Source organism: Amycolatopsis deserti (assembly GCF_014653945.1).
GTDB lineage: Bacteria > Actinomycetota > Actinomycetes > Mycobacteriales > Pseudonocardiaceae > Amycolatopsis_E > Amycolatopsis_E deserti.
Genome location: NZ_BNAU01000003.1, coordinates 244,757 through 268,234, shown reverse-complemented (window position 1 = coordinate 268,234; position 23,478 = coordinate 244,757). Strand labels below are relative to the sequence as shown.

Sequence of the window (23,478 nt, the reverse complement as noted above, 5' to 3'; positions counted from 1 at the left end):
TCTCTCCGGTCAGGTGAACACCCGCTGCGGGCCGACGACGGCCACCGCCTGATCTTTCGTTGTCCACACGACAAGTCCGGTTGGAGTACGAGCGTTCTGATCACGGATGCGGAACTCGTGCGCGCCCGGCGTGCGGTGTCGGTGGTGTTCGCGGTGTGCGGGGCGGCGTTCGGGACGTGGCTCGCGCGGGTGCCGGCGGTGCAGGACCGGCTGGCGCTCACGACGGGGCAGCTCGCGGCCGGGTTGTTCGGTCTCGCGGCTGGGTCGGTGGTCGCGTTGCTGCTGGCCGGCGCGGTGATCACGCGGATCGGCAGCCGGGCGGCGGCGATCGTGGGAGCGGCCGTGCTGTGCGGCGGGTTGCCGTTGGTCGCGGTCGCGCCGAGCGTGCCGGCGTTCGTCGCGGCGCTGGTGGTGCTGGGGGTCGGCAACAGCACGCTCGACGTGGCGATGAACGCCCACGCCACGCGCGTCGAGGACGGCTACGGGCGGCCGGTCTTCGCCGGTTTCCACGCGTTCTGGAACATCGGCGGGCTGGCCGGATCCGGTGCCGACGCGCTGATGGAGACCTGGCACGTGCCGGTGACGGTGCACTTCCCGGTGGCGGGCGGGGTGTTGCTGGCGGTGGGCTTGTGGGCGGTCCGGACCGGGTTCCTGCGTGGACCCGACCGCGGCCAGGGCGGGCCGGCGTTCGCGTGGCCGGGGCGGGCACTGGTGCCGCTCGGGGTGATCGCGTTCTGCGGGTTCGTCGCCGAGGGTGCGGTCAACAGCTGGGGCGCGGTGTACCTGAGCGAGGTGACGGCGGCCGGGCCGGCGGTCGCTTCGCTGGGGTACTTCGCGTTCTCGGTGACGATGATCGTCGTGCGGCTGGGCGCGGACCGGATCGTGGCGCGGGCGGGGGCGATTTCGTTCCTGCGGCTGGCTTCGGGAGTGGCGGTGGGCGGGTTCGCGGTCGTGCTCGCGGCGCTGGGGCCGGTGGTGGGGGTGCTCGGGTTCGCGCTGGTCGGGGCCGGGGTGGCGGGGATCGTGCCGGTCGCGTGGAGCGTGGCGGGGCGGAGGTGGCCGGACGCGCCGGGGCGGGCGGTCGCGGCGGTGGCGGCGTGCGGGTACGCGGGGTTCCTGATCGAGCCGGTGGTGATCGGGGTGGTCGCGGGGTGGGCCGGGCTGCGGTGGGGGCTGGTGTCGGCCGTGGTGGTGACCGGGGTGGTGGGGGTGGTGGCGCCGGTGCTGCGGGAGGGGCGGGGGCTGCGGCGGTAGGGATGGGGGCGCGGTGGTGTGCGGATCGGCCCCGGAGGGGCTGGTGTTGGCGAGGGAGGTGGGGCTGTCGCGGGGAGGGGCGGGGGTAGGCGGGAGCGCCTTTGGCGCGGTGCTGGGCGGAAGGCTGGCGCCGGTGCTGCGGGAGGGGCAGGGGCTGCGGTGCTAGAGATGGGGACGGTGTTGGCACCGCCGTCGCGGAGGGGTGGGCGCGGCGGCAGGTCGGATCGACTTTGGCGCGGTGGGAGGGTGGTGCGGGACGAGGGTGCGGCGGCGGGCGAGGACCGCTGCTAGCGGCTGGCGTGCAGCGGCCGCGGCGGCTCCGCCACCCCGGCGCGAGCGGGAAGCCGCACGGTGACCACCAGTCCGCCGCCCTCGCGAGGGTGTGCCGTCACCTCTCCGTCGTGGGCGCCGGCCACCGAGCGCACGATCGACAGCCCCAGGCCGGCGCCCTTCGCCGAGTCGAGGCGTGGGGCGGCGCGTCGGCGGAAGGGCTCGAACAGCGCCGGGATCTCCGCCGCGTCCACCACGGGCCCGGTGTTGCTCACCTCGATCTCCACCTCGTCACCGCGGGTGTGGGTGCTGATCCGGACCCAGCCGCCCGGCTCGTTGTACCGGATGCCGTTCTCCACCAGGTTGTGCACCAGCCGCTCCAGCAACAACGCGTCGCCCAGGGTGGGGGCTTCCCGCGGCGTGTCGGTGACCGTCACGCCGGCGGCCGCGGCCTGGCCGGCGGTCTGCTCGACGACGTGCGTGACCACGTTGGCGAGGTCGAGCGGGAACCGTTCGGCGACGTTCTCCGACTTCGCCAGCACCAGCAGCCCGCTGATCAGCCGCTCGTGCCGCGAGTTGATCTGCAGCAGCTTCTCGCCCAGCTCCTTGACGTCCGGCGACGCGCTCCGGCGGTGCATGGCGACCTCGACCAGCGAACGGTTCAGCGTCAGCGGCGTGCGCAGCTCGTGCGAGGCGTTCGCCACGAACCGCCGCTGGCCGTCGAACGACCGGTCCAGCCTCTCGACCATCGTGTTGAACGCCTCCGCCAGGTCCTTCACCTCGTCGTCCGGGCCGCGCAGCGTGATCCGCCGGTGCTGGCGCGGATCGGCGGAGGCGGCGATCCGGCGGGCCGAGCCGGTGACGCCGTGCAGCGGCGCCAGCACCCGGCCGGCGACCAGCCAGCCGAAGCCGATCGCGAGCGCACCGACCACGACCAGCGCGATCGTGCCCTGCACGAGCAGCGAATGCGCCGCCGCTTCCTTCAGCAAGGCGGCCTGCTCGCGCGCGAGGCGCTCGGCTTCGGAGCCGATGAGCAGGTCGTTCAGGTCGTTCGTCGTGATCACCGTGTCCGTCCCGGGCGCCGGGCCGGTGCGGGTGAGCAGCTTGATCGTGCCGTGCCCGACCTGGGAGTTGAACAACGCGTAGGTGACGCCGAGCAGCACCACGCCGCCGGCCAGGAACAGCCCGCCGTAGATGAGCGTGAGCCGCGCCCGCAGGGTGATCCGCCGGGGCCGCCTCACGGGATCCGGTACCCCACGCCGGTCACCGTCTCGACCACCGGCGGGTCACCGAGCTTGCGGCGCAGCTTGAGGATCGTGAGCCGGACCGCGCCGGTGAACGGGTCGGCGTTCTCGTCCCACGCCTTCTCCAGCAGGAACTCGGCCGACACGGTGGCGCCGTCGGCCCGCAGCAGCTCGGCCAGCACGGCGAACTCCTTTTTGGACAGCGGGATGTAGCGGCCGTCGCGGAAGACCTCGTGCCGCGCCGGGTCGAGCGTGATCCCGGCGCGGCTGAGCACCGGCGGCGCGGCCGGGCGCGCGCGGCGGCCCAGCGACTGGATGCGCGCGGCCAGTTCCGGGAACGCGAACGGTTTCGTGAGGTAGTCGTCGGCGCCGATGGTCAGCCCGGCGACGCGGTCGGTGACCTCCGCGGCGGCGGTCAGCATCAGCACGCGCGTCGGCGAGGACGAGGACACCAGTTCGCGGCACACGTCGTCGCCGTGCACGCCGGGCAGGTCCCGGTCCAGGACCACGACGTCGTACTCGTTGACCGCCAGCCGGTCCAGCGCGCCGCCGCCGTCGTTCGCGACGTCCACCGCGTGCGCCTCCTCCCGCAGCCACTCCGCGATCGCCTCGGCGAGCATCGGCTCGTCCTCCACCACCAGAACCCGCACGTCACCAGCCTGACGGGCGCGGTGTTTCCTCGGCGTTAGCGATGTCGGAAACGCCCGGGAAATGCCCCGCCCCGTTTGATCTCCACCCGTTCGGTCCTGAATTCCGAAGGAGATCCTGATGCGCAAGATCCTGGCCGCGTTTCCCGTGGCCCTCGCACTGGCACTGGCCGGGTGCGGTTCCGGCGACGACGGGGGCGACGACGTCGCCTCGGCCGGCGGCGCCGCGACGACCACCGCCGGCGCGCCGGCCGTGGGCGGCGCCGACATGGGGCTCAAGTTCGCCCAGTGCATGCGGGAGAACGGCGTGCCCATGGACGATCCGGTGGACGGCAAGATCACCATGAAGATCGACGGTTCGATCCCGCGCGAAACGGTCGACAAGGCCCAGGAGGCGTGCCGCCAGTACAACCCGCAGGAGAACGGCGCCGCCAAGTCCGACCCGAAGATGGAGCAGGCGGCCCGCGACTTCGCGGTCTGCATGCGGGAGAACGGCGTCGAGGCCTTCCCCGACCCGGAGCCCGGGCAGAAGGGCATCCGCATCGAGGGCAGCTCGGCGTCCGATCCGGACTTCGAGCAGGCCTCGCAGAAGTGCCAGGAAGTGCTCGCGGGGGCGCGCGGATGACGGTCGGAGAAACACGCGGACGCGGCCGGGCCAGGGTCTACGCCGTGGTGTTCGTGCTGGTCGTGGCCGTCGCGGGCGGGGCGTGGGCGGTGGTCGCGCACGGCGACGACGGTGCTGCCCCGGCCGCGGCGGAGCTGCCGCCGAGCACGGCGAAGGTCCAGCGGCAGACGCTCGACGACACCCAGACCGAGGACGGCGAACTCGGCTACGGCGCGACGGCGACGCTGGCGAACCGGCTGCCGGGCACGGTCACCGCGGTCCCGGACAGCGGTGCCGTGATCGGCCGCGGCCAGCCGGTCTTCCGGGTGGACGACAAGCCGGTGACGTTGATGTACGGCGCGTTGCCCGCCTACCGTGCGCTCGCCGAGGGCACCGAAGGCGCCGACGTGCGGCAGTTGGAGGAGAACCTCAGCGCGCTGGGCTACACCGGTTTCACGATCGACGACGAGTACACCTCGGCCACCGCGGACGCCGTCCGGGAGTGGCAGGAGGACCTCGGCCTCGACGAGACCGGCGTCGTCGAGCTGGGCCGGGTCGTGTTCACGCCCGCCGAGATCCGCGTCGACACCGTGGACGCGAGCGCCGGCCAGCCGGCCGCGCCCGGGCAGGAGGTGTTGTCCTACACGGGCACGGCGAAGGCGGTGACCGTCGAGCTGGACCCGTCGGACCAGCGGCTGGCCCAGGAGGGCGCCGCCGTGCAGGTCACGCTGCCCGACGACCGGAAGCTGGCCGGGAAGATCACCGACGTCAGCACCGTGATCGTGCCGGCGAGCGGTCAGGGTCAGGAGGCGCAGACCAAGGTCGAGGTGGAGATCGCGTTCGACGACCAGCAGGCCGTGGCGAGCTACGCGCTCGCGTCCGTCGACGTCACCTTCACCGCCGAGAAGCGCGAGAACGTGCTCGCCGTGCCGGTCGCCGCGCTCGTCGCGTTGTCCGAGGGCGGGTTCGGGGTCGAGGTGGTCGAGGGCGCCACGACGCGGTACGTGCCGGTGAAGACCGGGTTGTTCGCCGGCGGCAAGGTCGAGGTCAGCGGTGACGGGATCGCCGAGGGCATGCTCGTGGGGATGCCGAAATGATCTCGCTGACCGACGTGACCAAGCGGTACTCCGGCGTGCTCGCGCTGGCCGGGGTGTCGCTGCGGATCGAGCCGGGGGAGCTGGTCGCGATCGTGGGGCCGTCCGGTTCGGGCAAGTCGACGATGCTCAACGTGCTCGGCACGCTCGACCGGCCCACGTCGGGGAGCGTGCACATCGACGGCCACGACGTGGCGACCCTGTCCGACGCGAAGCTGTCCGCGTTGCGGGCGCGGCGGATCGGTTTCGTGTTCCAGCAGTTCCACCTCGCCTCCGGCACCCCGGCGCTGGACAACGTCGCCGACGGCCTGCTCTACACCGGACTGCGCGCGGGGGAGCGGCGGCGCCGGGCGGCGGCCGCGCTGGAGCGGGTCGGGCTCGGGCACCGCGTGGACCACGAGCCGCACGAACTGTCCGGTGGTGAACGTCAGCGGGTCGCGATCGCGCGAGCGGTGGCGGGTGACCCGCCGCTGCTGCTGGCCGACGAGCCCACCGGGGCGCTCGACTCGGCGTCCGGGGCCGGGGTGATGGCGCTGATGCGGGAGCTGAACGAATCGGGCACCACGGTCGTGATCATCACGCACGACCGGGACATCGCGGCGTCGCTGCCGCGGCAGGTGCGGATGCGAGATGGCCGTGTCGTCGAGGAGGTGACGCGATGACCGCCGCGTTGTCCCCGGCCCGGATGTGGCCGCGGGACGTGGTCAAGGTCGGCGCGGTCGGCCTGCGGACCCGCCCGACGCGTGCGTTCCTGTCCGCGCTGGGGATCGCGATCGGCATCGCGGCGATGGTCGCGGTGGTGGGGATCTCCTCGTCGTCGCGGGCCGAGCTGGACCGGACGCTGGCGGCGCTGGGCACCAACCTGCTCACCGTGTCGCCGGGCACCACCCTGACCGGTGAGGCGGCGCAGCTGCCGGAAACCGCGGAGGCGATGGTCGCGCGGATCGGGCCGGTCGAGTCGGTGTCGGCGATCGCCCGGCTGGCCGACGCGAAGGTCTACCGCACGGACAAGATCCCCGAGGCGCAGACCAACGGGCTCGCCGCCTACGCGGCCCGGCTGGACCTCCCGGCGACGACCGGTGCGCGGGTGCGCAGCGGAACCTGGCTCAATGAAGCCACGAGCGGCTATCCGGCGGTCGTGCTCGGCTCGTCCGCGGCCGAGCGGCTGGGCATCTCGCGTGCCGGGCCGGACGTCCAGGTGCTGGTCGGCGGGCGCTGGTTCACCGTCGTCGGGATCCTCGAGCCGGCGGCGCTGGCGCCCGAGCTGGATTCGGCCGCGCTGGTCGGCTGGGACGTCGCGGCGAGCGAGCTGCGGTTCGACGGGCTGCCCACCACGATCTACACGCGCTCGCAGGACGCACAGGTCCCGGCGGTGCAGTCGGTGCTCGGCGCGACCGCGAACCCGGCGGCGCCGAACGAGGTCGAGGTGTCCCGACCCTCGGATGCCCTGGCCGCGCAGCAGGCGGCGGGCGAGGCGTTCACCGGGCTGTTGCTCGGGCTGGGCGCGGTGGCGCTGCTCGTCGGCGGGGTCGGGGTGGCGAACACGATGGTGATCTCGGTGCTGGAGCGTCGCGCGGAGATCGGCCTGCGGCGCTCGCTCGGCGCGACGCGCGGGCAGATCCGGACCCAGTTCCTGGCCGAATCGCTTCTGCTGTCCGCGCTCGGCGGGCTCGGCGGGGCGGTGCTGGGGAGCGTGGTGACGGTCGCCTACGCGGTCTACCAGTCGTGGCCGGTGGTGGTGCCGTTGTGGGCGGTGGCCGGCGGGGCTGCGGCGACGCTCGTGATCGGCGGGATCGCCGGTCTCTATCCGGCGATCCGCGCGTCCCGCCTGTCGCCGACCGAGGCGCTGGCGACGCCGTGACGTCGAGCCGGGTGCCGTTCGTCGGGGGCGGCACCCGGCTCGCCGTCAGCCGAGCAGTTCGCGGAAGCGCTCGACACCGATGTTGCCGCCGGAGAGGATGACGCCGACCCGGCCGGTGAAGCCGCCCTTGAGCAGTCCGGCGAGGGAGGTCGCGCCGCTCGGTTCGAGGACGATCTTGAGCCGCTCGAACGCGAACCGCATCGCCTCGCGGATCTCGTCGTCGCTGACCACGATGATGTCGTCGACCAGGCGCTGGTTGACGGAGAAGGTCAACTCGCCGGGGATGTCCGCGGCGAGCCCGTCGGCGATGGTGCGGGCGACCGGGATCCGCACGCGTTCGCCTTGCCGGAGGGACAGCTGCGTGTCGTTGGCCTGCTCCGGCTCGACGCCGATCACGCGGATGCCCGGGTGCAGGCCCTTGGCCGCGGTGGCGCTCCCGGCCATCAGCCCGCCGCCGCCGATCGGGGCGACGAGGGTGTCCAGCTCGCCGGTCTCTTCGAGGAGTTCCAGCGCGGCGGTGCCCTGACCGGCCATGACGTGCGGGTGCTCGTAGGGCGGGATGAGGGTCAGACCGCGCTCCTGGGCGAGCTGGTTGCCCATCGCGACGCGGTCGCCGGTGTAGCGGTCGTAGGTGAGGACCTCGGCGCCGTAGCCGCGGGTGGCGTCCATCTTGGAGGACGGGGTGTCCTCGGGCATCAGGATGACGGCCTTGGCGCCCACCAGCCGGGCCGCGAGGGCGACCGCCTGGGCGTGATTACCGGACGAATACGCGGCGACGCCCTTGCTGAGCTGCTCGGGGGTCAGGTGGGAGATCGCGTTGTAGGCGCCGCGGAACTTGAAGGCGCCGATGCGCTGGAAGTTCTCGGCCTTGAGGAACGCGGTGGTGCCGGTGCGGTGGTCGAGGGTGGCGGAGGTCAGGACGGGCGTCCGATGAGCGACACCGTCGATCCGCTTGGCGGCGCTCCGAATGGCTTCGAGATCGAGCATGAGGACCATCTTATACGAGATGTCCAGGAGTTGGACACTTCGTCTTAGTGATGCAGGACGGGCGGCCGGCAACGCAACGCCACCGACTACCCCAACCAGACCTCCCCCGCCCCCGATCCACAGCCTGCTTTTGGTCGCCGATCAGGCGTGTCAAGGTACTCTTTCCCGCCTTGACACGTCTGCTCGGCGACTGAAACACAATCAAGGAGCGGGGGCGGGGGTGGTCGTAAGGTGACCTTTCGGCGCCGTAAGGCGCATTCCGCCCGCAGGGCGGGCTCTTCGCCTGCCCAAGGGCAAGACTAAAGATCAAAACATGTCCTCGCCGGACGGGCAGGCTCCGGGATGACGGGGAATGCAGGCACGTCACCTTGGCGAGGTGGGAGCTGGGTGGTCATCCCGTCGCCTGCGGTTTGTGCATATCACCTTGAGCCAGGGCCGCAAGGTTGGCATGTTCGGCCGCCGGTGAGCACGGATGTTGCGGCCCTGGCTCAAGGTGATCGTTGCGTGTCAGGCGACGGGATGACCACCCAGCTCCGCTGTGTTCACTGCATGCCGCTGCGCGGCGTTGTCGACGGGATGACCACCCAGCTCACCTTTGGTTGCTGCATGCCGCTGCGCGGCGTTGTAGGTAGCGTTGTTCGGGCAGGCTCGTGGTTCGTTTCGCGGCCAGCTGGTATTCCTCGCGGGCTTCTGTGTGGTTCCCGGCGCGTTCGAGCAGGTGGGCGCGGACCGCGTGCAGGCGGTGGTGTTCGGTCAGGCGGGCGTCCTCGGCCAGTGAGTCGAGCAGTGCCAAGCCGGCCGCGGGGCCCGAGGTCATCGCCACGGCCACCGCTTTGTTCAGGGTCACCATCGGGTTCGGGGCGACCCGCTCCAGCAGGTCGTACAGCGCCAGGATCTGCGGCCAGTCTGTCTCGTCGTCGCTGGCCGCCTCGTCGTGGACGGCGGCGATCGCGGCCTGCAGTTGGTACGCGCCGAGCCGTCGGGTCTTCGCCAGTGCCTCGCTGACCAGGGCGACTCCCTCCTCGATCAGCGCGCGGTCCCAGCGGCTCCGGTCCTGTTCGGACAACGGCACCAGCTCACCGTCGGCAGTCCGGGCGGCGCGGCGGGCGTGGGTCAGCAGCATCAGCGCCAGCAGGCCCGCGACCTCCCAATCCGACGGCAACAAGCGCCGCACCAGGCGGGTCAGCCGGATCGCCTCGGTGGCCAGGTCGTCCCGTTGCAGGTCGGGGCCCGTGGTCGCGGTGTAGCCCTCGTTGAACATCAGGTACAGCACGTGCAGCACCGCGTTCAGCCGCTCGTCCCGCTCCTCCGCCGGCGGCAGCGTGAACCGGGCGCCCTTCACCTTCTGCTTGGCCCGGCTGATCCGCTGGGCCATCGTCGCCTCCGGGACGAAGAACGCCTTCGCGATCTCGGCCGTCGTCAGGCCGCCCACGGCCCGCAGCGTCAACGCGATCTGCGACGGCACCGACAGCGACGGATGGCAGCACAGGAACAGCAGGGTGAGCGTGTCGTCCGCGTCGCCGGGGCCGCGTTCGTCCGCGCCCGGTGCCACGAGCAGCGCCGCCGGGGTGGCGAGCAGGTCCTCGTCCTCCCGGCGACGCCGTGCGCTGTCACTGCGCATCCAGTCGGTCAGGCGCCGCGTCGCGACCGTCAGCAGCCACCCGCGCGGGTTGTCCGGCACGCCGGTCTCGGCCCACTGCGTCGCGGCCGCGAGCAGCGCCTCCTGCACCGCGTCCTCACACGTGTCGAGCCCGCCGTAGCGGCGCATGAGGATCGCCAGCACCTGCGGTGCCAGCTCGCGTAGCAGGTCCTCGGTCATCCCTCGCCGCCGTGCAGCACCGGCCACACTTCGACCTGCCGGAACGCCGCGAACGGGTTTTCCGCCGCGATCTGCAGCGCCCGCTCCTCGTTGTCCACCTCGAGCATCGCCACGCTGCCGAGGTACTCCTTCGCCTCCAGGTACGGCCCGTCGGTGACGGTCGCCTGCCCGTCGCGGACCCGGACGACCTTCGGCGCGTCCCCGAGCCCGTACGCGCCGAGCAGCTCGCCGGTCTCGAAGTACTTCTTGTTGAAGGCGTCCTGCGCCGCGATGGCTTCCTGCCACTCGTCGGGCGTGATCGAGTCCCACAGCTCCTGGTTGCCGTAGAGAATCACCATGTACTTCATGGGGGTCATCCTTCCTGATCGAGCCTCTGTCGGAAGGAGGTACGGAGCGGGCCGTCTTCGCTCGACATGGCGCGCGAGAAATTTTTCCGGCCTAGAGTTCTCGGTGTGGACCTGCCCGTGATGCCGCCGGTCAAGCCGATGCTGGCGAAGGCCGTGCACGAGATGCCCCGCGAACCCGGGCTGCACTACGAGCCGAAGTGGGACGGGTTCCGCTGCGTCGTGTTCCGCGACGGTGACGAGGTCGAGCTGGGCTCGCGCAACGACCGGCCGCTGACCAGGTACTTCCCCGAGCTGGTCGACCTGCTCAAGGCCGCGTTGCCCCAGCGGTGCGTGGTCGACGGGGAGATCGTCATCGTCACCCGCGACGGCCTCGACTTCGACAACCTCCAGCTCCGCCTGCACCCCGCCGCGTCCCGCGTGCGGAAGCTGGCCCAGGAGACGCCGGCCAGTTTCGTCGCCTTCGACGTGCTCGCCTTGGACCACGGAGACCTCACCGGCGAGCCGTTCCGTCGCCGCCGGCACGTCCTCGAAGGGGTGCTCGACGACTCACTCGCCCGGGTGCACCTGACCCCGATGACGCAGGACCCGGACGTCGCGCAGGACTGGTTCACCCGGTTCGAGGGCGCCGGGTTCGACGGGGTGATGGCCAAGCCCGGTGACCTGCCGTACGAGCAGGACAAGCGGGTGATGTGGAAGGTCAAGCACGAGCGCACGGCGGACTGCGTGGTCGCGGGGTTCCGCTGGCACAAGGACGGCAACGGGATCGGGTCGCTGCTGCTCGGGCTGTACGACGGCGACGGGCGCCTGCAGCACATGGGTGTGGCGAGCAGTTTCACCGCCGCGCGGCGCCGGGAGCTGGTCGACGAGCTGGCGCCGCTGCGGGAGGGCGCGATGGAGCAGCACCCGTGGCGGGAGTGGGCGTCGTTCGAGATGGACGGCAGGCGGGTGCCGGGCGCGCAGAGCCGGTGGAACGCGGGCAAGGACTTGTCGTGGGAGCCGGTGCGGATCGAGCTGGTCGCCGAGGTGCGCTACGACCACCTGCAGGCGGGCCGCTTCCGCCACGCGACGCGCCTGGTGCGGTTCCGGCCCGATCGGACGCCCGATTCGTGCCGGTACGACCAGCTGGAAGAGGTGCCGCCGGCGGAGCTGACCGCCCTGTTCAGCGAGGTGAGAGCGTGAGCGCCGTGCCCATCGAGGGCACCGAGGTGAGCATTTCGTCGCCGGACAAGGTCTACTTCACCGAACGCGGCGAGACGAAGCTCGATCTGGTGCGCTACTACCAGGCGGTCGAGGGGCCGCTGATGAACACGCTGCGGGACCGGCCGTTGCTGCTGGAGCGCTACCCGGACGGGGCGAGCGGCAAGTCGTGGTTCCAGAAGCGCGTCCCGAAGTCGACGCCGTCCTGGGTGCGGACGACGGTCGTGTCGACGCCGAACGGGACGACGTCGGACGCGCTGGTGGCGGCCGATCTGGCGCACATCCTGTGGGCGGTGAACCTGGGCTGCATCGGGTTCCACGTGTGGCCGTACCGCGCTTCGGCGGCGGATGTCGCCGATGAGTTGCGGATCGACCTGGACCCGTCGCCGGGGGTGAGCTTCGAGCAGGTCCGCGAGGCGGCGGTGCTGACGAAGGAGCTGCTGGACTCGCTGGGGATCGTGGCGTACGTCAAAACGACCGGCTCACGCGGCCTGCACATCTATGTCGCGCTGGAACCGAGGTGGGATTCGTACGCCGTTCGCGCCGCCGCGGTGGCACTGGCGCGCGAACTGGAGCGGCGGCACCCGAAGCTGATCACCGCGCAGTGGTGGAAAGAGGAGCGGGGCGCGCGGGTTTTCGTGGACTTCAACCAGAACGCACCACACAAGACGGTGTTCGGCGCGTGGTGCGTGCGACCGCGGGCCGGGGGACAGGTCTCGGCGCCGATCTCGTGGGAGGAGCTGTCCACTGTGGAGCCAGCGGAGCTGACGCTGTCGACAGTGCCGGAGCTGGTCGCGCGACGGGGCGATCCGTGGGCGGAGATGGGCGCGCGGCCGCAGTCCATTGAGGCGCTGCTGGAGATGTCGGAGCGAGACATGGCGGCGGGCTTGATGGACGCGCCGTGGCCACCGGTGTACCCGAAGCAGCCGAACGAGCCACCCAGGGTGGCACCAAGCCGGGCGAAGAAGGGGTAGCGGGGAGGAATCGGCGGCCGGCAACGGAGTTGGACCGAACACGCCAGCCACCCGCGACCACCACCCGCGAACCGCAAGCCGGCAACGGAAGTGGACCGACTACGCCAGCAACCCGCACCCCACCTCACCAACCGGCGGCCGGCAACGCAACGCCACCGACTACCCCAACCAGACCTCCCCCGCCCCCGATCCACAGCCTGCTTTTGGTCGCCGATCAGGCGTGTCAAGGTACTCTTTCCCGCCTTGACACGTCTGCTCGGCGACTGAAACACAATCCGGCATCGGGGGCGGGGGTGGTCGTAAGGTGACCTTTGGCGCCGTAGGCGCTCTTTGGAACCCGCCCGTAGGGCGGACTCTTCGCCTGCCGAAGGCAGCGCGGCTTTAAAGATCAAAAGATGTCCTCGCCGGACGGGCAGGCTCCGGGATGACCACCCAGCTCCGCTTGTGTGCAAACCCCGCTGTCAGCGGCCCAGGTATCCGCCCATCGTCTTGAAGTACTCCGTGGCCGCCATTTCCGTGCCATCTTCCAGCCGAACCCGCTCGACGACCAGCCCGTGGTTCTTCCCGAAACGAGCGTCGGCGCCGGCGACGATCACCACACCCTTCCCCTCCGGGATGAAGATTCGGCCGGGCGTGCCGCCGTACCGTCCCTTCGAGACGGACGCCTTGATGACCCTGATCGTCTGTCCCTTGTGGGTGGTGAAGGCGTTCGGGTACGGGTCGGACTGGGCGCGGACCAGGCGGTCGATGTCCTCGGCCGGCCAGGTCCAGTCGATGCGGCTGTCCTCAATGGATCGCTTGTGGAAGAAGCTCGCCTTCGAGCGGTCCTGCGGCATCGGCTCGTAGTCGCCCGATTCGAGCTTCGCCAGGGCCTCCGTCACCACCGGGGCGATCAGATCCACGGTGCGGTGGAACAGATCGGTGACCGTGTCCCGTGGACCGACCTCGACGGCCCGCTGCAGGATGATGTCGCCCGCGTCCAGCTCCTCGTTCATCATGTGCGCGGTCACGCCGACCTCCTTCTCCCCGTTGATCAGCGCCCAGATCAGCGGCGAGAAACCGGCGTAGGCCGGTAACAGCGAATCGTGCACGTTGAGGGTTCCCCGGGGCGGCAGGTTGAAGATCTCCGGAGGCAACCAGGTGCGCCAGTTGTTCGCCACGATGATCTCCGGCTCGGCCTCCTTCAGCCGCGCGGCCACCTCATCGTCGGGGCGGTTGCGCTCGATCACCGGAACACCGTTCTCCGCCGCGAGTTCCGCGACCGAGTCGGACCAGATCTTTTCGTACGCGTGGTCGCTCTTCGGGTGCGTCACGACGAGCACCACCTCGTGACCGGCGTCCAGCAGTGCACGCAAGGTGCGGTGCCCCCACGTCTGGTAGCCGAACATCGCGACCCGCATCGGTCCTCCTCGTTCCGGGATCAACATCACGCCCGAATGTAGTAGTTAAGCCTCCCCTAACTTAGGTTAGGGTTGCCTCGGTTGTACATCGACGGATAGGACGGGCATGCCAGAACCGCAGGAAGTTCCGGTCTACGACCTGGTCGGGGTCGGCTTCGGCCCTTCGAATCTCGCGCTGGCGATCGCCGTCACCGAGCACAACGCCGGCGGCGGGGAGGCGGTCACCGCCCATTTCCTGGAGCGACAGCCGCGCTTCGGCTGGCACCGGGGGATGCTGCTGGACAACGCCACCATGCAGGTGTCGTTCCTCAAGGACCTCGTCACCATGCGCAACCCGGCCAGCGAGTTCAGCTTCCTGTCCTACCTGCACAGTCAGGGCCGCCTGGTCGACTTCATCAACCACAAGAACCTCTTCCCGCTGCGGATCGAGTTCCACGACTACCTGGAGTGGTCGGCGGCCAAGGTCGACGACCTCGTCTCCTACGGCCGCGAGGTCGCCGGGATCAGGCCGGTCCCGGGTGAGGAATCGCTGTTCGACGTGCGGACCACCGATGGGCGGGCGTTCCGCGCGCGCAACGTCGTGTTCGGCACCGGGCTGCGGCCGAACCTCCCCGAGGGCGTCACGACCAGTGACCGGATCTGGCACAACCACCAGCTGCTGCACCGGATCGACAAGGTGACGGACCCCGAGCGGTGCGTCGTCGTCGGGGCCGGGCAGAGCGCCGCGGAAGTCACCGCCTTCCTGCACGACAAGTTCCCGCGGGCCGAGGTGTGCTCGGTGTTCGCCCGCTACGGCTACAGCCCGTCCGACGACAGCTCGTTCGCGAACCGGATCTTCGACCCGGACGCGGTCGACGCGTTCTACACCGCGCCGGAGGACGTCAAGCGGCGGCTGATGGACTACCACGGCAACACGAACTACTCGGCCGTGGACCTCGACCTCATCGACGACCTGTACCGCCGCGTCTACCGCGAGAAGGTGCAGGGCGTGCAGCGGCTGCGGATCTTCAACGCGTGCCGCCCGATCGACGTCGACGAGACCGGGTCCGGCGTCCGCATGGCGATCGAATCCCTCACCACGGGGGAAAAAACGGTGCTGGACGCGGACCTCGTCGTCTACGCGACCGGATACCGTCCGGCCGATCCGACGCCGCTGCTCGGCGAGCTGGCCGCGAAGTGCCGCCGCGACGAGCAGGGCCGTCTGCGGGTCGAGCGCGACTACCGGCTGGTGGCCCCGGAGGTCCAGGCCGGGCTGTACCTGCAGGGCGGCACCGAGCACTCGCACGGCATCACGGCCTCCCTGCTGTCCAACACCGCGGTGCGGGTCGGCGAAATCCTGCGCTCGATCCTCGACCGGCGGGAACCGTCGTTCGACTGGCCGGCCGAATACGCGGTCAGTGGTGTGAAAGCCGAGGAGTGGGCGTGACCGAGTACGACCTCGAGACCTTTGGGTCGGTGGCTGAGCCACTGAGCCTCGTGACCAGGCTGGCGCGCGCCGGGTTCGACGACTACGTCGTCTACGAGCGGGACGGCGTGTGGACGTTCGCCGGCGGAGCGCTCGCGACGGTGTCACTCGACGCCGAGCGAGTGCGCATCTCGTACGGCGACGAGGTGACCGATCGTGCGTGGACCGGGTCGCCGGGCGAGGCCATGCGGTCGGCGCTGGCGGAACTGCCCGTGGTGGGCTGGAACGCCTACGGGCGTGTGCACTTCTCGTTCGCCGGGCTGGTGCCGGGGCTGGGGCTGCGGGGCGCCGCGACTCCGCCGGGCGAGGTGGTGCGGGTGATCGTGCCGCGCACCGAGGTGCGGCTTGACGGGCACACGGTTTGTGTCCGCGGGGTGGACGCCGCCGAGCGGGCGCGGGTGCGCGAAATCCTCGAAGCGTCGTTCGCGGCGGACGAACCGCGGGCGGCCGAAGTGGACGTCCGGGCCGGCGGCGAGAGTTACCGCGAGCGGGTCGCGCAGGCGGTCAAGGAGATCCGGCAGGGGCAGTACCAGAAGGTGATCCTGTCGCGGGTCGTGCGGATCCCGTTCCCGGCCGACCTGGTCGCGACCTACGAGCTGGGGCGGCGCGGCAACACCCCGGCCCGGTCGTTCCTGCTGCGGCTGGGCGGCGCCGAGGCGGCCGGGTTCAGCCCCGAGATCGTGGTGTCGGTCGACGCGAGTGGTCAGGTCACGACGCAGCCACTGGCCGGGACGCGTGCGTTCGGGCGGGGCAGCGCGGCGGACGCGGCCGCGCGGGCCGAGCTCGAGTCGGACCCCAAGGAGGTGTTCGAGCACGCCGTGTCGGTGCGGACCGCGCAGGAGGAGATGCGGCGGGTGTGCGTGCCGGAGTCGGTGCGGGTCGGGGACTTCATGGGCATCAAGGAGCGGGGCAGCGTGCAGCACCTGGCTTCGCTGGTGAACGGGGAGCTCGCGGACGGCCGGTCGGCGTGGGACGCGCTGGAGGCGGTCTTCCCGGCGGTGACCGCGTCCGGCATCCCCAAGCGCGAGTCCCTGGACGCGATCTCGCGGATGGACGACCCGCGCGGGTTGTACAGCGGGGCGGTGATAGCGCTTTCTCACGACGGCGCGCTGGACGCGGCGCTGGTGCTGCGGGCGGTGTACCAGGAGGGTGCGCAGGCGTGGCTGCGCGCGGGCGCCGGGATCGTCGCGGACTCGACGCCGGAGCGCGAGTTCGAGGAGACGTGCGAGAAGCTGGGATCGGTGGCGCCGTTCGTGGTGCGCGCCTGAGCTGGTCTCGACGGCCCCGGGCGCGCTGGTGACGCCCGGGGCCGGTTTCGTGTTTGCTGTTGCGGGCCGCGTGTTTGCGCCCCGGGGCGGCGCGTTCCTCCGCCGGGTTTCGTGTTTCCCCGGCCGCTGTGTTTGCCGTTGCGGGCGGTGTTTTGCCCCTCCTGGGCGCGGTGTTTGCTGTTCCGGTCCCCGTGATCGCGCCCCCGGGCGGGGTGTTCCCTCGCCGGGTGTCGTGTTTGCCCCGGGCGCTGTGTTTGCTGTTGCGGGCAGTGGGTTCACCGTTCCGCCGGTGGCCGCGCGGCGTGGGGCGCGAGGGTGTGGGCGTTCAGCGGCGGCGCCAGAGGAGCCACCCGAGGTAGGCGCCACCGAGAGCGGCGGTCGCAACGCCGACCGGGAGCGTCGACGAGCCGGCGATGCGCTGGGCGACGAAGTCCGCGGCCAGCACCAGCAACGCGCCCATCCACGCGGCCGGGAGGATGCCCGCGCCGGCGGCCCTGGTCAGGCGCTTGGCCAGCTGGGGCGCGGTGAGGGAGACGAAGGCGATCGGCCCGGCGGCGGCGGTCGCGATCGCGCAGGCGGCGGTGCCGACGACCAGCAGGTAGACCCGGCTGCGTTCGACCGGGACGCCGAGCGCGGCCGCGGCGTCGTCGCCCATTTCGAGCATGTCCAGCCGGCGGGCGCCGGCCAGTAGCAGCGGGATCAGCGCGATCAGGGTGATCGCCAGTGGCCAGAACTGGGTCCAGCCGAGGTTGTTGAGGCTGCCGGTGAGCCAGACCGTGGCGCGGGCGACGTCGGCGAGCTGGGCGTTGACGATCAGGTAGAAGTTGACGGCCTGCAGGATCGCGCTGACGCCGATGCCGACCAGCACCAGGCGGGAGCCGCGGACGCCGCGTTGCCAGGCGAGCAGGTAGACGGCGAGCGCGGTGACGAGCCCGCCGGCGAGCGCGCCGCCGGAGACGGCCAGGGTGCCGCCGCCGAAGAGCAGGATGATCAGCAGGCCGCCGGTGGTGGCGCCGTAGTTGAAGCCGATGATGTCCGGGCTGCCGAGCGGGTTGCGCGACAGGCTCTGGAAGACGGCGCCGCTCATGCCGAGCGCGGCCCCGACGGCCAGTGCGATGAGCACGCGGGGCAGCCGGAGGTCGAGCACGGCGAAGTTCGTGATGCGGCTGCCGTTGCCGAGCAGGGTGCGGATGACGTCGAGCGGCGCGACGGCGATCGACCCGGTGCCCAGAGCGAGCACCCCGAAGACGACGACCACGACCGCGAGGGCGGCGCAGACGAGGAACGACCGCCGGTTCGCGCCGCGGGGTGCCGTGCGGGCCTTGGTGAGGAGCTGGGTCATGAGAGGGCCACTTCGTGGTGGTGCGAGTGGGCGGGTGGTGGGGGCGTGGTTGGGCCGTTCGTGCGGGGTGGGGTGTGTGGGTGGGCCAGTCGCGCGGGTGCGGTTGGGCCACTCGTGCGGCGGGTGGTTCGTGAGTGGGCCAGTCGTGCGGACGCGGTTGGGCGGTTGGTGCGCCTGGTGGTGTGTGGGTGGGCCAGTCGTATGGGAACGGTCGGATCGTTGGTGCGGCGCGGGGTGCGTGGGTGGGCCGGTGATGGGGGCGCGGTTGGGCCGTTGGTGCGGCGCGGGATGCGTGGGTGGGCAAGTCGCGGAGGTGCGGTTGGGCCACTCACGCAAGGAGCGGTGCGTGGGTGGGCCAGTGGCGCGGGTGCGGTTGGGCCAGTCGCGTGGCGCGGGGTGCGTGGGTGGGCCAGTCGTGCGGGTGTGGTTGGGCCAGTCGCGTGGCCCGGGGTGAGTGGGTGGGCCAGTCGGGCGCGTACGGTTGGGCCGGTCATCACCGCGCCGCCTTCGTGCGCCGGACCAGTGCGATGAACAGCGGTGCCCCGAGCAGGGCGGTCACCACCCCGACGTCGATCTCCTCGCGGGCGATCACCCGGCCCAGCACGTCGGCCAGCAGTAGCAGCCCTGGGGCCAGCATGGCGCAGTACGGAACCACCCACCGCTGGTCGGGGCCCGTCAGCACCCGCACCATGTGCGGCACCGCCAGGCCGACGAACACCAACGGCCCCACGGCGGCCGTCGCGGCGCCGGACAGCAGTGTGACGGCCAGCAGGGTCAGCCCGCGAGTCCAGCCGAGGTGCGCGCCCAGCGACTTGCCGGCGTCGTCGCCCAGGGCGAGCGCGTTCAGCGGGCGCGCGAGGAACAGCGCGAGCACCAGGCCGGCCACCAGGAACGGCAGCACCCGCACCAGGGTGCCGCCGTCCGCGCGCTCCAACGAACCCACCGTCCAGAACCGCATCTGGTCCAGCGTCTGCGTGTCGAGCAGGGTCATCGCCTGGGTCAAGCCGGTCAGCGCGGCCGACACCGCGGTCCCGGCCAGCGCCAGCCGCACCGGTGACGCGCCACCGCGGCCGGCGATCACGTACAACACGAAACCCGCGACGGCCGCACCCAGGAAGGCGAACCACACGAACGCCCGCAGATCCGTCACGCCGAGCACCCCGACCGACAGCGCGGCCGCCGTCGCCGCGCCGGCGTTGATCCCCAACAGCCCGGGGTCGGCCAGCGGGTTGCGCGTCAGTGCCTGCATGAGCGCACCGGCCACACCGAGCGACGCACCCACCGCGATGCCGATCAACGTCCGCGGCACCCGGATCGACCAGACCACATAGGACGCGTCCGAACCGTCCCGGTGGAACAGCGCGTCGACGACCGTCCCGAGTGGAATGGACCGCGCGCCGACCGCGATGCTCAGCAACGCCACCGCCACGAGCACCGCGAGTGCGACGACCAGCCCGGCTAGCCGCGACGACGCCGGCACACGGGGCCCCCGGGCCTGGACAGGGATGGCGTGGGTAGGTCCACCGGTGTTCACGGGTGTTCTCCAGGTGCGGTGGGGTGGGGGCTGCCGGTGCTCAACGGGCGTCGGTGGCCGGCGCGGGCAGGCCGGTCGCCAGCGCTCACCCGGCGCGCCGCCTGCGGGTGGCCGCGGGAACCGGCGCCGGCGCGGGCAGGCCGGTCGCCAGCGCTCACCGGGCGCGCCGCGCGACCGGTGCCGACGCGGGCAGCCCGATCGCCTGCGCTCACCCCGCGATCCGCTTGGCCAGCGCGACCTTCGACACCTTCCCGACCTTCGTCAGCGGGAAGCGGTCCAGCACCTCCAACCGGTCGGGCAGCTTGTACGCCGCCACGCCGCGCTCCCGCAGGAACGCCGTCACCTCGCGCAGCGTCGGCGCCTCGCCGCGCACCACCAGGAACGCGCACGTCCGCTCGCCCATCACCTCGTCCGGCATCCCGACCACCGCCGCGTCGTGCACGGCCGGGTGCGCCAGCAGGTGGTTCTCCAGCTCCTCCGCCGGGATCTTCTCGCCACCGCGGTTGATCTGGTCCTTGATCCGCCCCTCGACAACCAGGTGCCCGGACGGCAACACCCGCACGACATCACCACTTCGGTAGAACCCGTCCGGCGTGAACGACCGCGCGTTGTGCTGCTCCGCCCGGTAGTAACCCCGCAGCGTGTACGGCCCGCGCGTCAGCAGCTCGCCGCTCTCGCCGGGCGCCACCGGGTCGCCCTCCTCGTCGACCACCAGCACCTCGTCCGCTGGGCACAGTGGACGGCCCTGCGTGGTGATCTTCAGCTCGTCCGGATCGTCCAGCCGGGTGAAATTCAGCAGCCCCTCGGCCATCCCGAACACCTGCTGCAGATCGCACCCGAGCGTCGCGCGCACCCGGGACGCGGGCTCCGCGTTGAACTTCGCGCCACCCACTTGGAGCAACCGCAGGCTCGACAGGTCCTCGTCCATGAACTCGGCCGCGTCCATCCACAACAGCGCGACCGGCGGCACCACCGCGGACACCGTGACCCGCTCGCGCTCGATCAGCTCGAACGCCGTGTCCGCGCTGGGATCCGGCGCCAGCACCACCGTGCCACCGGCGGCCAGCGCGCCGAGCAACCCCGGCGAAGCCAGCGCGAAGTTGTGCGCCGCCGGCAACGCCACCAGATACCGCGTGTCGGCGGAAAACCCGGACACCGAAGCGCTCGCCCGCGCGTTGTACAGATAGTCCTGGTGCGTCCGCGGGATCAGCTTCGGCGTGCCCGTGGTGCCGCCGGACAGCAGGAACAACGCCACGTCAGCAGGATCCGGCGCAGGCAACGAGATCGGCGAAGCGGACGGCAGCGCCTGGAACTCCGCCGGCTCACCCACCACGAACACCTGCCGCACCGACGGCGCCGCCTTCTGCACCGTCCGCGCCAGCTCGCGGTAGTCGTACCCGGCGTCGTCGCTGTCCGCGACCACGTACGCGACCGCTTCGCTCAGCTCGCACAGCGGCACGATCTCGCTCTCGCGGTGCGCGGGCAGCGCCAGCACCGGCAGCACCCCGGCCCGCAGGAAAGCGAAGAACAGAGCCACGAACTCCGGCACGTTCGGCAGCTGCACCACGACGCGCTCGCCCGGCCGCAACCCGGCCGCCACCAGCCCGGCCGCCAGGCGCGAGGCCCACGTGTCGAGCTCGGCGTAGGTCCACCGCGCACCGTCCGCGGCCACCAGCGCGACGCGGTCCGGATGCGCGGCCGCGCCCTCGGTCAGCAGGACGTCGAGTGGCTGTCCGGTCCAATAGCCTTCGGCGCGGTACTTCGCCGCCAGTTCCTCGGGCCAGGGCACACAGCCGTGCAACATCGTCAGCTCCCTCGATCGCGCGAACTTAGGTTAGGCTAGCCGACGTTACGAAGGGAAGGTGCTCGTGCGGCTCGGGGAAATGGTCATCGACGTCACGCCGCTACGCAGCGCATCCGCGTACCGGCTCGTGTTCGCCGCGCAGACACTCACCGTGCTGACCACGGCGCTCACGAACGTCGCGATCAACCTGCACGTCTACCAGGTCACCGGGTCGTCGGTCCAGGTCGGACTGGTCAGCCTGGTGTTCGGCATCGCGTTGCTGGGCGGGCTGCTGGCCGGCGGGGTGATGGCCGACCGGGTCGACCGCCGTCGCCTCATCCTCACCACGCGCGCGATCGTCGCGCTCGTGCTCGGCGGGCTGGCGGCCAACGCCGCGATCCCGCACCCGATGTTGTGGTTCGTCTACGTGGCCGCGATGCTCGCCGGCGCGATCAACGGTCTCGGCGGCTCGGCGCTGATGGCCGCGATCCCCGCGCTGGTCAAGCCGGAGCACCTGACCGCGGCCGGTGCCCTGATCACGGTGACCAGCCAGTTCGGCGCGATGGTCGGCCCGACGATCGCCGGGGTGATCGCGGCCGGGCCCGGGGTCGCCGCGTGCTTCGCGATCGACGCCCTGGGCTACGTCGCCGCGGTCGCGTTGATGTGGCGGCTGCCCGAGCTGCGCGCGGGCCGGCCGGACGAGGACCACCAGCACCCGTTCCACGCGATCGCCGAGGGCTTCCGGTTCCTGCGGCACAACGCGGTCGTGCGCGGACTGCTGCTGATCGACCTGTGGGCCATGCTCTTCGCGATGCCCTACGCGCTGTTTCCGCAGATGGGCATGGAAGTCTTCGGCGGCGGCCCGTCCGCGGTCGGCCTGCTCTACACCGCACCCGCGGTCGGCGCGTTCCTCGGTGCGCTGGTCAGCGGCTGGACCGGGCGGTTCCGGCACAGCGGCCGCGCACTGATCGCGTCGGTGTTGTTGTGGGGACTGGCGATCACCGCGTTCGGCCTGTCCGGCGAGCTGTGGCTGGCGCTGCTGTTCCTGGCCATCGCCGGGATCGGGGACACCACGTCGGAAATCCTGCGCCGCGCGCTGCTGCAGCACCACACGCCCGACCACCTGCAGGGCCGGGTCAGCAGCCTGTGGCTCGCGCAGGCCACGACCGGCCCGGCCGTGGGCAACGCCGAAGCGGGCCTGGCCGCGCGGCTGCTCGGCCCGGCCGGCGGGATCGTGGCCGGCGGGATCGTGTGTGTGCTCGGTGTCTGCCTGGTCGCGGTGACCATGCCCGGACTGCGCCGGGCCAGCCTGCAAGGAGAACCATGCCACTCGCCGACGTCAACGGGATGAAGATCAACTACGACGACCTCGGCTCCGGCGATCCGGTGGTGCTCGTGATGGGCACCGCGGCCAACGGCCGGGTGTGGCACCTGCACCAGGTGCCCGCGCTCGTCGACGCCGGCTACCGCGCGATCACCTTCGACAACCGCGGGATTTCGCCCGCCGAACCGGGTTTCACCATCGACGACCTGGTCGCCGACACCGCGGGCCTGATCGAGCACCTCGGACTCGGGCCGTGCCGCCTGGTCGGCACGTCGATGGGCGCGCAGGTGGTCACCGAGCTGATGCTCGCGCGTCCGGAACTGGTCAGTCAGGCCGTGCTGATGGCCACGCGCGGCCGCCCGGACGCGATGCGGGCGGCGATGAGCGCGGCGGAGAAGGAGTTGCGGGACAGCGAGATCGCGCTGCCCGCGAAGTACGAGGCCGTGACCCGGGCAGTGCAGAATCTCTCACCCCGCACGCTGAACGACGACGCGGCGATCGCGGACTGGCTGGACATCTTCGAGATGTCACCCACCCTCTGGACGCCCGGCGTGCGCGCCCAGCTCGACCTGGACATCCGGGAGAGCCGCCTGGACGCCTACCGCGCGATCGACATCCCCTGCCTGGTCATCGGGTTCGCCGACGATCTTCGCCTGCCCGCCTACCTCGCGCGCGAGGTCGCCGACGCCATCCCGTCCGCGCGTTACCTGGAGATCGCCGACGCCGGGCACTACGGATATCTGGAGCGCCCGGACGCGGTCAACGACGCCCTTGTCACCTTTTTCGCCGCTGGACACTCTTAGCCTGGCCTTACTAAGGTAAGCCTCAGTTGACCTGACGGCACTGGAGGCTCGGCGTGACTAACCCCTTCGACGACGACAACGGGCGCTTCTACGCGCTGGTCAACGACGAGGGCCAGTACTCGCTGTGGCCCACCTTCGCGGAGGTGCCGGCGGGCTGGCGGATCGTGTTCGGAGAGGACAGCCGCCAGGCGTGCCTGGACCACATCGAGGCCAACTGGACCGACATGCGGCCGCGCAGCCTGGTCGAGAGCGAGTCCTGAG

The 23,478-nt window shown here is 71.5% G+C and carries 21 protein-coding genes; 12 read left to right on the top strand and 9 right to left on the bottom strand.

Annotated features, from left to right (window positions below; genetic code table 11):
- Nucleotides 1–117: 117 nt before the first annotated feature.
- The gene (locus tag IE290_RS15950; RefSeq protein ID WP_229874523.1) at nucleotides 118–1,254 is read left to right on the top strand and encodes an MFS transporter; all 1,137 of its coding nucleotides are present in this window, start codon (nucleotides 118–120) and stop codon (nucleotides 1,252–1,254) included.
- Nucleotides 1,255–1,541: 287 nt separating this feature from the next.
- Here the strand turns inward: IE290_RS15950 and IE290_RS15945 are convergent, their stop codons facing one another.
- Nucleotides 1,542–2,765, bottom strand: coding sequence for a sensor histidine kinase (locus IE290_RS15945; RefSeq protein WP_191245357.1), 1,224 nt, complete (start codon nucleotides 2,763–2,765; stop codon nucleotides 1,542–1,544).
- Nucleotides 2,762–3,418, bottom strand: a complete 657-nt coding sequence (locus IE290_RS15940; protein WP_191245356.1) for a response regulator transcription factor — start codon at nucleotides 3,416–3,418, stop codon at nucleotides 2,762–2,764. Before IE290_RS15940 ends, IE290_RS15945 begins: the two co-directional genes overlap by 4 nt.
- Before the next feature lie 118 nt (nucleotides 3,419–3,536).
- Here IE290_RS15940 and IE290_RS15935 point away from each other — a divergent pair, with 118 nt between their 5' ends.
- Genes IE290_RS15935 through IE290_RS15920 form a run of 4 tightly spaced genes read left to right on the top strand, consistent with a single transcriptional unit; the run spans nucleotide 3,537 to nucleotide 6,974 of the window.
- Nucleotides 3,537–4,040, top strand: a complete 504-nt coding sequence (locus IE290_RS15935; RefSeq protein ID WP_191245355.1) for a hypothetical protein — start codon at nucleotides 3,537–3,539, stop codon at nucleotides 4,038–4,040.
- A complete protein-coding gene (locus IE290_RS15930; protein WP_191245354.1) occupies nucleotides 4,037–5,116 on the top strand; it encodes an efflux RND transporter periplasmic adaptor subunit in 1,080 nt (359 codons plus the stop codon). The genes IE290_RS15935 and IE290_RS15930 overlap by 4 nt, the downstream gene beginning before the upstream one ends.
- Nucleotides 5,113–5,775: an ABC transporter ATP-binding protein gene (locus tag IE290_RS15925; protein ID WP_191245353.1), complete on the top strand. Its 663-nt coding sequence runs from the start codon at nucleotides 5,113–5,115 to the stop codon at nucleotides 5,773–5,775. The genes IE290_RS15930 and IE290_RS15925 overlap by 4 nt, the downstream gene beginning before the upstream one ends.
- A complete protein-coding gene (locus IE290_RS15920; RefSeq protein WP_191245352.1) occupies nucleotides 5,772–6,974 on the top strand; it encodes an ABC transporter permease in 1,203 nt (400 codons plus the stop codon). Before IE290_RS15925 ends, IE290_RS15920 begins: the two co-directional genes overlap by 4 nt.
- Nucleotides 6,975–7,019: 45 nt before the next feature.
- Here the strand turns inward: IE290_RS15920 and IE290_RS15915 are convergent, their stop codons facing one another.
- From IE290_RS15915 to IE290_RS15905, 3 genes are all read right to left on the bottom strand, one after another.
- Nucleotides 7,020–7,961 (bottom strand): pyridoxal-phosphate dependent enzyme, encoded by a 942-nt coding sequence (locus IE290_RS15915; RefSeq protein WP_191245351.1) that lies wholly within the window; start codon nucleotides 7,959–7,961, stop codon nucleotides 7,020–7,022.
- A gap of 589 nt (nucleotides 7,962–8,550) precedes the next feature.
- Nucleotides 8,551–9,780, bottom strand: a complete 1,230-nt coding sequence (locus IE290_RS15910) for an RNA polymerase sigma factor (RefSeq protein ID WP_191245350.1) — start codon at nucleotides 9,778–9,780, stop codon at nucleotides 8,551–8,553.
- A complete protein-coding gene (locus IE290_RS15905) occupies nucleotides 9,777–10,127 on the bottom strand; it encodes a YciI family protein (RefSeq protein ID WP_191245349.1) in 351 nt (116 codons plus the stop codon). Before IE290_RS15905 ends, IE290_RS15910 begins: the two co-directional genes overlap by 4 nt.
- Nucleotides 10,128–10,232: 105 nt before the next feature.
- Here IE290_RS15905 and IE290_RS15900 point away from each other — a divergent pair, with 105 nt between their 5' ends.
- Together IE290_RS15900 and ligD are read left to right on the top strand one after the other, a co-directional pair.
- On the top strand, nucleotides 10,233–11,306 hold the full coding sequence (locus IE290_RS15900; RefSeq protein WP_191245348.1) for an ATP-dependent DNA ligase: 1,074 nt from the start codon (nucleotides 10,233–10,235) through the stop codon (nucleotides 11,304–11,306).
- Nucleotides 11,303–12,298 carry a non-homologous end-joining DNA ligase gene (gene ligD, locus IE290_RS15895; protein WP_191245347.1) on the top strand — a complete coding sequence of 332 codons (996 nt, stop codon included), beginning with the start codon at nucleotides 11,303–11,305 and terminating at the stop codon, nucleotides 12,296–12,298. The genes IE290_RS15900 and ligD overlap by 4 nt, the downstream gene beginning before the upstream one ends.
- Before the next feature lie 461 nt (nucleotides 12,299–12,759).
- Here ligD and IE290_RS15890 read toward each other — a convergent pair whose 3' ends face one another.
- A complete protein-coding gene (locus IE290_RS15890; protein ID WP_191245346.1) occupies nucleotides 12,760–13,698 on the bottom strand; it encodes a methionyl-tRNA formyltransferase in 939 nt (312 codons plus the stop codon).
- Between the two features lie 106 nt (nucleotides 13,699–13,804).
- Between IE290_RS15890 and IE290_RS15885 the strand changes: the two genes are divergently transcribed.
- Nucleotides 13,805–15,124: a lysine N(6)-hydroxylase/L-ornithine N(5)-oxygenase family protein gene (locus IE290_RS15885; protein ID WP_191245345.1), complete on the top strand. Its 1,320-nt coding sequence runs from the start codon at nucleotides 13,805–13,807 to the stop codon at nucleotides 15,122–15,124.
- Nucleotides 15,121–16,431, top strand: a complete 1,311-nt coding sequence (locus IE290_RS15880; protein WP_191245344.1) for a salicylate synthase — start codon at nucleotides 15,121–15,123, stop codon at nucleotides 16,429–16,431. The genes IE290_RS15885 and IE290_RS15880 overlap by 4 nt, the downstream gene beginning before the upstream one ends.
- A 325-nt stretch (nucleotides 16,432–16,756) precedes the next feature.
- Here the strand turns inward: IE290_RS15880 and IE290_RS15875 are convergent, their stop codons facing one another.
- The 3 genes from IE290_RS15875 to IE290_RS15865 all read right to left on the bottom strand — a co-directional run bounded on the left by IE290_RS15875 (nucleotide 16,757) and on the right by IE290_RS15865 (nucleotide 21,111).
- A complete protein-coding gene (locus IE290_RS15875; RefSeq protein ID WP_191245343.1) occupies nucleotides 16,757–17,773 on the bottom strand; it encodes a FecCD family ABC transporter permease in 1,017 nt (338 codons plus the stop codon).
- 493 nt (nucleotides 17,774–18,266) lie between these two features.
- A complete protein-coding gene (locus IE290_RS15870; RefSeq protein WP_191245342.1) occupies nucleotides 18,267–19,253 on the bottom strand; it encodes a FecCD family ABC transporter permease in 987 nt (328 codons plus the stop codon).
- A gap of 262 nt (nucleotides 19,254–19,515) precedes the next feature.
- Nucleotides 19,516–21,111 carry a (2,3-dihydroxybenzoyl)adenylate synthase gene (locus IE290_RS15865; RefSeq protein ID WP_191245341.1) on the bottom strand — a complete coding sequence of 532 codons (1,596 nt, stop codon included), beginning with the start codon at nucleotides 21,109–21,111 and terminating at the stop codon, nucleotides 19,516–19,518.
- Between the two features lie 64 nt (nucleotides 21,112–21,175).
- On the opposite strand from IE290_RS15865, the gene entS reads away from it, so the two are divergent.
- From entS to IE290_RS15850, 3 genes are read left to right on the top strand one after another with little or no spacing between them, the layout of a single operon-like run.
- A complete protein-coding gene (gene entS / locus IE290_RS15860) occupies nucleotides 21,176–22,441 on the top strand; it encodes an enterobactin transporter EntS (protein WP_229874522.1) in 1,266 nt (421 codons plus the stop codon).
- Nucleotides 22,414–23,217 (top strand): alpha/beta fold hydrolase, encoded by an 804-nt coding sequence (locus IE290_RS15855; protein ID WP_191245339.1) that lies wholly within the window; start codon nucleotides 22,414–22,416, stop codon nucleotides 23,215–23,217. Before entS ends, IE290_RS15855 begins: the two co-directional genes overlap by 28 nt.
- Nucleotides 23,218–23,270: 53 nt before the next feature.
- Nucleotides 23,271–23,477, top strand: coding sequence for an MbtH family protein (locus tag IE290_RS15850; RefSeq protein WP_191245338.1), 207 nt, complete (start codon nucleotides 23,271–23,273; stop codon nucleotides 23,475–23,477).
- Nucleotide 23,478: the final 1 nt, after the last annotated feature.